We start from the raw sequence: 9,185 nt of genomic DNA on the forward strand, positions 1-9,185 counted from the left end.
GAAAGCACCTTGACCCACGTGGTCAAGGTGCTTGTCTTTTTAAATAGTCACCTGCTCACGAGCATTTTTAGCAAGTTCCCTGGCTTCAATTCTTTTGTATACGGAAGACTTTACTAGTTCAGTGATCTTGATGATTTGATCCTGAGACTTTGGAATAGGTAACCTCAATTCGCTTATTCTGTCACCAAGGCTATCAATAATATCCATTGTGAACTGCTTTGATCTAATTTGCTTTTGTACAACCTTTGAGCTTAAGAGCGCCAGTAGTAGGTATGGGTTCAGGTTGTGATGGTTCTTGTTGACACGGATTTTGTATAAGTGACTTTGGTACACCATTTCATTGTCTGCTGTGCTCACTATTGCACATGTTCCAATGAGGTATGTACCATCCCTTACCATAAGAATGTCACTTGGCTTAACGTCTTGTTTGTCTTTTATTTTCTCATAGATTTCTCTTGAGACACCATGCTTCGGGTCTGCTTTCATCTCCCAGTTGCTTATGTCCGATGTTCTTATGAATGGGATATCTCCAGTACCATAGGCCAGCTTACCTACTTCATCGCCAGTAGCTATCTTAATTGCATCCTCTTCGATCAACGTAGACATTTTAACAAGGTGATGAGTGTCACTTAGTTCATTTAGTTCATTGTCCGCCTGGGGGTCATAGTAGCGGGGACAGAGAACGAAGTTAGATATGTCTTTATTGCTTATTTCGAAACCTAGGTTTGAGTGCTCTTTTAATTTTCCTTCTTTTGACTTTGTAAAGCTTTCTGAAATTAGAGGTAGGTCGTTATGGGGGATGGTTCTTGCTCTTGAGTCCTGACCACACCATTTAGCTTCTGCCATAAAGATGGAAGAGCTCTTTGGTTTTGATTTAGATGGTTTCTTAGTGGCAACCAGAAGGCAAGTTTTCGTGTGAGTGCCTCCTTTGCCAGAAGTTTTGAACAGTGCCTCAGGCATCCCCATTACCGCATGAAGCTCTGAATGTTCAAGTATGTAGTTAACGACATGGCGATATGATTTATTAGATAGGATGCTTTCAGGTAGTACCATTCCGAGCCGTCCACCTGGCTTCAGTAGTGAGATGCAGCGCTCTACAAAGAGTACCTGAGGAGGAACATTTTTTTGCAATTTGTCACTCTTGCAAAGTGAGCCTGTGTTCTTATCAAGAGTCCACTTGTGAGCTAAATCAAATTCTTGCATTACTTCAGGTGTTGCGGATATGATTTTTGTACCAAATGGTGGATTGGTTAGTATGATATCAACCCCTGCAGTTGGGAGGTATTCTCTTATGTTTTTTTCACCATTTTGTAAAGAGATGCTGTCACCATTTATTACTGTAGGATGTTCTCCTGTTAGCAGGGCAATGTGTACTTTTGCAAGCTTTGCTAAATATGTATCTTTATCTATGCCGTAGATAGAGCCAGATATATCTTTGGGACTAGCACCTTTGTTTCCCAGATGACCACAAACTGAAGAAAGGAAGCCGCCAGCACCACAGGCAGGATCAAGAACTGTCTCATTTGCTTTAGGGTCCAATGCTTCTACAAGAAGTTTTATTGCTGATCTGGGTGTAAAGAATTGTCCAGAATTACCTTTTGATTCTGCACCAACAAATACTTCAAAAGCATCACCAATAGGGTCACTCTCAGCATCCATTATGCAGAAATCTAGCTGATACATCACATATTTAAGTGATTGTGGATCTAGTAAGATTTCAGTATCTTGTGAGTAAATCTCAGGAAAGTCTTCTCTTACTATATTAAATAGTGACCGAAAATGTTTTGCTAATAGAAATGGGTCTTCCTCATTTGTTGGATTCTCAGCTTCTCCTCTTTCTATGATGAGCTTACAGAATAAACATTTAAGAACCTCGTCAAGCAGAGCGTCATCTCTTGTGGCTCCAATATGTTGACCCGCAAGGAAGTTTCGGATGTTACGGAAGGCTTCTCTGGGGGTTTTCCCCTCATTTGTACTGGGTGCTGAACGTGTGTTTTTTTTAGCTGCCATGGTTTCTCCACAGGATATGTTTTTCGTTTGGCGCTGAACATATAATGAATTTGCACGATTTGCAATCTGATTTTTTGATCATAAATGGGGGCTGTGACAGAATATGTCTCTAAGGGAATTTTATGTCGTTAGCGGAATTGTTTGTAGATTTATCACAGGTGAGATGTGACTTTAGACGAGATGGTTGGAGATAAATGATTATGTTGGCAGCGTACCAACTAAGATGGTTTTTTTGCCCCAATTTTTACCACAACTAAGGGCAAAATCACGAGAAGTGGTCAAGTGAAGAAATAGGTGAAAACCTTCTAAATAGTGGAAACAATCAAACTCTGGGAGCACACATGCCCCCCAAGAAAAAGAACAAAACAACAGATACCTACGACTCCTATCCAATCAAAATCCTAAGTTGGATACCTTCCTCTTCGGTAAGCCTCAACAAAGAGAGACGTCTTGGTGTTGGCCCTTATTCAGAACATCATTCGATAAACATTCAAGGAGAGTTGCTAGGGCCTGAGAAAGTTGCCGGGAGAAAGATAGATGTCACCTTGATAGCCGATCGTTGGATGTCTAAAGCGATGACCAGTGATGATATTTTTGAAAAAGATCCTTTAGCAATAGGAGGCATCTCTTCCAGGGGCAATGATTCCAACTATCTCGGTTCCATCCCCTTTGACATCTTTCCTGCTGTGCTTTCCATGTTGGCTGCTGGTAAATATAACTATCTCAGCTTACATGGGAAGAGCCTTCGCTATGGAAAAGCTGCCATTGAGTACCTTAGGTTTGAAGAGGAACTCGATCCGGATGAGATTTAAGGGATCTCAAGCGAGCTTTACACTTAAGGAGTTGCTCCAGCAGGGCAGCTCCTTTTTTCATTTCAGGCTTAAGTCCCCGTTGACCCTCTTGGAGTGAAGGCGTATGATGTGGCATTCCTAATTAGGCAAGGCCATTGATTCTGAGGGGAGGGAGTATGTCAACCGAAGAGAAAGTGAAGAAGGTTATTGAAAAGGCTTTGAAGGGCGTCAGGGAGAATATTCTTGAAATTGAAACAAGGACCGACCTACCAAACGAAGAGAAAGCGAAAAGGATTATTAAGATCTTTGGGGCCACATGTGCGGGGGTAGCTATTCAGCCAATACCTTTCGCTGATATCTTCATATTGACACCGATTCAGGCATACATGGGAACCCGGATAGCAGCCATAAGGGGTGTGCCGGTAAGAGAGTCAGAGGTAGGTGAAATCATAAAGGAGATAGCAGCTGTTGTTGGTTTAGGCCTTTTAGCTCAGCAGCTTGTGATAGGCGGATATAAGACTTTCATTCCATTCCTTGGAGCATGGACAACAATCCCAATCGTGTTTGGCCTTACCTATGCGATGGGCTGCGTGATGGATGAGTACTTTATAAGAAAGGCTAAAAAGGAAAAACTCGATAAAGAGATAATGAAGCAAGTATGGAGAGATGCCTTAAAAGTTGGGAAAGAAGAAGGGAAAAAAAGAACAAGTGAAATCAAGAAGGACTCAAAGGCTTTAAGGCCTGAGGAAGATTGATGGACTTTAGGCCAAAAGTAAAATACTTAAAAAAGAACTTTGATGAAATGGCAATATTGGGTGCCTTGGTTAAGGTTTCAATTGATGGAGATGAGACATTTTCTCATGATGAAAGGATTGTTTTAACAGCTTTTCGAAGGTCGACACCTTCGCTTGAAGGAGCATCGATAGGGGAGATAGGAGACTACCTTAAAGGCTATGACGAGGAACAGATCCCTGGATTGGTTAGTAATATAAAGGGGATACTGCATGAAGTAGAGTTTGTAGAGCTTGAAAACTCTGATGGGGATTCAATACAGGCATCACTTTTCACTGATACCAACCACTCCGATACTGATGTTTTAATGTTTGATTCGTCAATGGAAGATTCATGGGAGGTTCAGTTAAGGGCCACTTCCAATGCGCATTATGTAAATGATTGGATGGAGGATCATCCTGAAGACGAAATAGTCATTACTGAAGAGTTGGCCGAAAAGCTAGGAGTCAAATCTAGTGGGTTTTCAAACGAGCAGCTTACTTATAGGGTTGAAAATGTTACTGACAAGCTTTTGGAGGTGGATGAAAACAGTAGCATATGGACATTTGTCCCCGGAGTAGGTGCAGCATCAATTTCGCTCCTTCTGATTTCTCTTTGGAGAAGATATCGTTTCGGAGAAATCAATTATGGCGATTTTAAAAGACTGTCACTAAGAATGACTGGGTTTAAAGTTGCAAAAATATCCTTCATTTCATACCTGCTGACAATCCCAGGCATTAATGTGGCAACCGGTGCTGCTCTTATCGCAAAGCTAATACTTAGTTCAGATAAGGCAGTCGATAGGATTAAGGTGAAGCCTTTCTCACGAAACTAGGCCTGAAATAGGCAGATCGGATCGATACATCCATGAGATTCATTGCCATAGCCTTGTCAGGTCTGGTATGCATCGCTATAGCATTCGGCGTTGATAGTGTAATGTTTTCAATTGCAATAATGGCGATTTTATTTGGGGTGCTGGGAAGCTTTTTCCAGAATAAGAAGTGAGAAGAATATGATTACCCATAGAATTCTACTAGCATTAATGTTTGTAGCATATTTTTCAGTCCCATCTTTCGCCGAACTGTTTACAGGGAAAGTTGTTAGAGTTCTTGATGGCGACACCGTTGATGTCCTTCATGACGGCAAGCCAGAAAGGGTGCGTCTTGCCGAAATTGACTGTCCTGAAACAGACCAAGCATTTGGAAAAGCAGCTAAGAGATATGTTCTCGATCTCGTAGCTCAGAAAGTGGTTTCTGTTGATGTCACTGAGGTTGGCAAGTATGGAAGGAGTATAGGGGTTGTAACCCTTCAAGGTGACAGGAACCTCAATAGGGAGTTGGTAAGGGCAGGGTACGCCTGGTGGTATCGAAAGTATTCTGATGACGCCAGCATAGGGACACTAGAAACTGAAGCACGCATTGCCCGAAGGGGGCTATGGCAGGACAAGACACCAGTGCCGCCTTGGGAGTGGAGAAAGGCAAAGAGATTGGAGGCGAGCAATGGCAAGTAAGGGTGGTGACAGAGAGTCTGTTTCCCTAAAAGAGGCCTTGCGAACTGAAATGTTTATCAACCAAGCTTTAATTGACGTTCTTGTTGCAAAAGGTGTCATCACGCAGGAGGAGTTGTTTGATCGCATTCAAGCTCTTAGGTCTGGAAAATGAAACACCTTTTATGGAGCTTGATTTCGATAGTTTCTTTGGCAACATGCGTCCAAGCAAATGACTACGTGCGCTTGGCCAGAGAGATAAAGCCACTAATTGACAAAAATGAAGTTGTCATATTGGGCGAAAAACACGGTAAACCTGAATCGACCCAACTCTTTACTGAGGTATGCCGTAATTACACTAAAAGCGGTAAATGCCTAACGGTCGCTTTAGAGATATCATCAAACCAGCAAACAACAATTGATAGAGCCATGGCTGGTGATAGCTCCATTTCAAACATAAAAATAAGTCCCATTATAGATCATCCAGCATACCGTGAGATGCTCTCTACGCTGAGAGAAATGAAGCATGAGGGTAGATGCCTAAATGTGATTGCAATTGACGGAAAAGCACCGAAGGTGAGCAGGGACGAATGGATGACTAAGGTGCTGTGTCAGTATATTGATAATGGAAAAGTACTATGTCTTGTTGGAAATCTACATGCAATCAAAAAAATCAGATGGGAAAATGGTGTATCTGATCCATTTTTGGGAGAAAGGTTGGTCGATTACGGGTTAAATGTTTGTACAGTAATTCAAGTGCAAGCCAAGGATGAGGCATGTTCACTCCTTGGGCCAACCTTAAAAGACTGCAAAAGAATACTCAGCAATGTTGCAGCTAGGGTCAACTCGGAGCCCACTAGTCTTGTTGATTATGTGTTGAAAATATCTCCATAAAAAGACCTTGAGTGGTCCCCGGAAATTTTAAAACAGTAGTCTCTTAATCATTTAATGGAGTTGCTATGTTTTTTTTAGTAAGAACAGTATCGAATTTGTTGCTTTCAGCGGTTGTACTCTTGTTTGTGATTTCATCTGCATTTTATATGCTTCTGAATTATAAGTATTACTATATATCTAATGGTTGGAATGTTCAAAATAATGCAAAGGTCATTTTGCGATCTATAGATTGTATTATTGAGGCGCTCTCTTATGGTAATATTGAAGTCGAATTCGAAAAAGACTTGTTAGAGAGTTTCATAGAGAAGGAAGAGCCAAGAATAACAGTAGAAAAATATCTTAACGGATTTCTGGTTTACACTGTTAAAAAAGAAAAGGAATTAAGGGAGGAGAGGACGATAGTCCATGTCCCGCCAGCGGAAATCAGTGATGGGTCGGCCAAATATGTAGTTAGTATTTCTGACGAAAACAAGCCTCCTTGGTACTTGCATTTAAGCAGGGCGTGGACTTTTTCGAATGGAAAAGGTTTCCAAAGGTTGGAAGATGGGAGCAGGCATCCGTATTGGTATAGGAGCGAGCCTCTTATTTATTCATTTGTTATAACTCTATTTTTTCTGATTCTTTTCTATTACGGCCTGCTGAGCAGTTACAAAATACACCTTCTAAAAGAAAAGGAAGTTAGAGGTCTTGAACTTGGCAAGAGTAGGGCGGATGCTAAGGTGAAAGAAGCCGAGGAAGATATCAAAAAAACTGAATCTTTACTCAAGCAAAATGTGGAGGCGCACAAGGCAGGCCTGATTGCCCTTGAGAGCCTTAAAGCTGACAAGGAGGCAGGCAGGGGAAACATCAAGGCCTTGTCGGAAGTCGCTGAAGAACAGGCGGCTGTTATCGATAAATTGAAGGAGCAACTACTACATGAAAAGAAAGGTAAAGACGCTATTGCTGAAGAGGCATTGTCATATGTTGATGAAATTGCAGAGCTAAAAAATAATAAATACAATATAAAAACACTTAAAAAATCTCAGCAGCAAACCGAAGAGCAGCCCAGTGTTGGTAAGAAACAGTTGAGAGAGGGTGGCAAAATATTAAGAAACCTCTTCCCGAGACTTAACTTCACTAAGGATACCTATGGTGAGATTCTCGAAAACAAATGGAACTCAAAGCTTTTATATATAATGCATTCATTGAGTTCGAATATAAAGCTTATTGATGGAGTAGAGCAGGAGAAGTGGCATGAATACAAAGATGCAATGGAGTACAAGTTTTCCAAGGAGGGTAGGGTAATTGTTGACTTTTCCGAAAAACAAAAACCAAACATCAAACAAGTCACTTTCAATCACAATCACTGTAAATAATGTATAAACTTGTTGCAATGGTGTGTCGATGGTTTCAAGAAGGAAGTAGTTGAAGGAAATTCGGGTGCATTGGTGGTGGGGGTTGTGGCTTTCTAGCCTGGGAGATCCAGCAGGGAAATTCGGCAGGGTATGGGAGATGTCCTGAGGGGGTATCTCCTCTTCTTTTTTAAAGCTGAAGAAATGCGATGAAATGGTGATTTGATTAATCACGCATGAAGGATCGAATTTCTTTGTGAAAGGGGCTGTAGCCGTGTTGGTCAGGGCGCTGATATTGTAAAAGCTCTATTGGTTTAGTGCACTCATCAAGGTAGATACGGATACTTGTCTCTCCGCATTTGAGAAAATCTTGTTCCACCACATTATTTTGCTCTTCCTCGAAAACAGCAAGAGTTTCTTCTTTTGCTTCAGGGATTAAGCCATACTGTATTCTGTTGATAGCCCGAAGGCGAATATCGGCCTTGTAGGGCTTTCCATAACGCCCCAAGGACATAGACGTAAGCCTGTGCCCCATGACCTCTTCAATGAGGCGCTCTTCTACTTCGGCGTTCTTGAGCATGGTGGCGAATGTATGCCTGAAAAGATGGAAGGAGCCACCCTTCTCAAGGCTGGAAACCTGCTTGCGTAACCATCCTTTGCTGCCTGCAAAGTGATGCGAGTTAAAGTAGTGCGAGAATCCATTAGGTCCAGGTTTGAGAGCAGGAAACAGCTTTTCATGACCTTGCTTCCTGATGTTGTTGACGTAGACAAGGAAGCCGAGAGTCAGAAGGTCGCAATGGAGTGGGATTGCCCGTCTGGAACTCTCGTTTTTTAGGCGTTTTCCTTCTCCGCCCTCTGGTCTTATTGTGATAGCTGGAATGCCTTCCTCTTCGAGGACATCGTTGGTGTCAAGTTGAGCAAGTTCATTGACTCTGGCTCCTGTATATATTCCAAGTAGGGGGAGCCAATATCGTTCATGTCTGCCTTTTTCGTAAAAGTTTTGTTTGTCTCGTTGTAGAGAAAGGAATATGGTCTTTATCTCTTCCGAGGTAAAGGTAGATCTTATGGCATGATCACTTCGAGTATCTGACAATCCTAACCCTTCGGCAGGATTTCCTTGAATCCACTTCAAGCGACTCGCATGTCTTAATATGGTTGAGAGGCTCCCGAGGTATTTGTTGACGGTCTGTACGCTCTTCCCTCCGCGAACCAGTACGTCACGATACTCCACTAGGGCAGGTCGTGCTAGGTCCTGTAGCCAGGGATCTGAAAGGCCCTCAAGGAGTTTGTTAAATATGCCTGAATACTCCTTCTTTGTTTTCATCGACCAGCTGTGTTCTTTTTCTTTGCTGTATGCTTCAATTGCTTCAGAGAGGCGTTTTCCTCGTCGACGTGAGGCAGCAGGGATGACGATGGTAGTGGGCTGATCGTCTTGAACCTCTGGCTGGGGCGATCCGTGTAGGATGGCTTGTAGTCGAGCCTTGGCCCTTTCTTGGGTTATAGAATCGAACCTGCATGCATGGAATAGGCTTTCCAGTTGGCCATCAAGGTAACTGGTCAGACGGGCTGCTTTGCGAGGATTGTCGGTGTGGAGCGACTTGGTTACTTCCTTGCGTTCAAAAAGACCAACTAGGGCAGTAGGTATGCGCCTTCTGTAGTGATATTTACCGTTCCTGATCATCATGTTCGTCGGTATCCTAGATAAAAAAACAGCGCTCACAGCTTCGCTCCTTAGTGTAGCGTTCTGTGTAGCGCTGCTGAGCCACTTGAAAAAGCTAGTTAATTCAAGTAGTTATTTATGGCTGGTGCCGAAGGCCGGAATCGAACCGGCACGCCCGGAGGGCAACGGTTTTTGAGACCGTCGTGTCTACCAATTCCACCACTTCGGCAAAGCGGAATGAA

At 42.6% G+C, this 9,185-nt stretch carries 9 protein-coding genes and 1 tRNA gene; 7 read left to right on the forward strand and 3 right to left on the reverse strand.

The genetic code is table 11. The features are described from left to right. Positions 1–39: 39 nt before the first annotated feature. Positions 40–2,010, reverse strand: coding sequence for an N-6 DNA methylase (locus tag C0617_RS11400; protein WP_291317147.1), 1,971 nt, complete (start codon positions 2,008–2,010; stop codon positions 40–42). Between the two features lie 341 nt (positions 2,011–2,351). Between C0617_RS11400 and C0617_RS11405 the strand changes: the two genes are divergently transcribed. The 7 genes from C0617_RS11405 (at position 2,352) to C0617_RS11435 (ending at position 7,307) form a co-directional block, all read left to right on the forward strand. Then, positions 2,352–2,822, forward strand: a complete 471-nt coding sequence (locus C0617_RS11405; RefSeq protein ID WP_291317148.1) for a hypothetical protein — start codon at positions 2,352–2,354, stop codon at positions 2,820–2,822. Between the two features lie 155 nt (positions 2,823–2,977). Then, positions 2,978–3,556 (forward strand): hypothetical protein, encoded by a 579-nt coding sequence (locus tag C0617_RS11410; protein ID WP_291317149.1) that lies wholly within the window; start codon positions 2,978–2,980, stop codon positions 3,554–3,556. Continuing rightward, a complete protein-coding gene (locus C0617_RS11415) occupies positions 3,556–4,407 on the forward strand; it encodes a hypothetical protein (RefSeq protein ID WP_291317150.1) in 852 nt (283 codons plus the stop codon). The genes C0617_RS11410 and C0617_RS11415 overlap by 1 nt, the downstream gene beginning before the upstream one ends. 177 nt (positions 4,408–4,584) lie before the next feature. Then, the gene (locus C0617_RS11420; RefSeq protein ID WP_291317151.1) at positions 4,585–5,082 is read left to right on the forward strand and encodes a thermonuclease family protein; all 498 of its coding nucleotides are present in this window, start codon (positions 4,585–4,587) and stop codon (positions 5,080–5,082) included. Then, positions 5,072–5,233, forward strand: a complete 162-nt coding sequence (locus C0617_RS11425) for a hypothetical protein (RefSeq protein WP_291317152.1) — start codon at positions 5,072–5,074, stop codon at positions 5,231–5,233. Before C0617_RS11420 ends, C0617_RS11425 begins: the two co-directional genes overlap by 11 nt. 71 nt (positions 5,234–5,304) lie before the next feature. Beyond that, positions 5,305–5,952 (forward strand): hypothetical protein, encoded by a 648-nt coding sequence (locus C0617_RS11430; protein WP_291317153.1) that lies wholly within the window; start codon positions 5,305–5,307, stop codon positions 5,950–5,952. Between the two features lie 65 nt (positions 5,953–6,017). Beyond that, complete coding sequence (locus C0617_RS11435; protein WP_291317154.1) at positions 6,018–7,307, forward strand: hypothetical protein; 1,290 nt, start codon at positions 6,018–6,020, stop codon at positions 7,305–7,307. Between the two features lie 202 nt (positions 7,308–7,509). Here C0617_RS11435 and C0617_RS11440 read toward each other — a convergent pair whose 3' ends face one another. Both C0617_RS11440 and C0617_RS11445 read right to left on the reverse strand, forming a co-directional pair. After that, positions 7,510–8,967 carry a site-specific integrase gene (locus tag C0617_RS11440; protein WP_291317155.1) on the reverse strand — a complete coding sequence of 486 codons (1,458 nt, stop codon included), beginning with the start codon at positions 8,965–8,967 and terminating at the stop codon, positions 7,510–7,512. A gap of 119 nt (positions 8,968–9,086) precedes the next feature. Beyond that, a tRNA-Leu gene (locus tag C0617_RS11445) sits at positions 9,087–9,172 on the reverse strand. Positions 9,173–9,185: the final 13 nt, after the last annotated feature.

This window comes from Desulfuromonas sp. (assembly GCF_002868845.1).
GTDB lineage: Bacteria > Desulfobacterota > Desulfuromonadia > Desulfuromonadales > BM501 > BM501.

What these genes read in the sequence shown, in the direction of transcription:
- C0617_RS11400 (WP_291317147.1), bottom strand. Translation starts at nt 2,010, where the DNA reads ATGGCAGCTAAAAAAAACACACGTTCAGCACCCAGTACAAATGAGGGG.
- C0617_RS11405 (WP_291317148.1), top strand. Translation starts at nt 2,352, where the DNA reads ATGCCCCCCAAGAAAAAGAACAAAACAACAGATACCTACGACTCCTAT.
- C0617_RS11410 (WP_291317149.1), top strand. Translation starts at nt 2,978, where the DNA reads ATGTCAACCGAAGAGAAAGTGAAGAAGGTTATTGAAAAGGCTTTGAAG.
- C0617_RS11415 (WP_291317150.1), top strand. Translation starts at nt 3,556, where the DNA reads ATGGACTTTAGGCCAAAAGTAAAATACTTAAAAAAGAACTTTGATGAA.
- C0617_RS11420 (WP_291317151.1), top strand. Translation starts at nt 4,585, where the DNA reads ATGATTACCCATAGAATTCTACTAGCATTAATGTTTGTAGCATATTTT.
- C0617_RS11425 (WP_291317152.1), top strand. Translation starts at nt 5,072, where the DNA reads ATGGCAAGTAAGGGTGGTGACAGAGAGTCTGTTTCCCTAAAAGAGGCC.
- C0617_RS11435 (WP_291317154.1), top strand. Translation starts at nt 6,018, where the DNA reads ATGTTTTTTTTAGTAAGAACAGTATCGAATTTGTTGCTTTCAGCGGTT.
- C0617_RS11440 (WP_291317155.1), bottom strand. Translation starts at nt 8,967, where the DNA reads ATGATGATCAGGAACGGTAAATATCACTACAGAAGGCGCATACCTACT.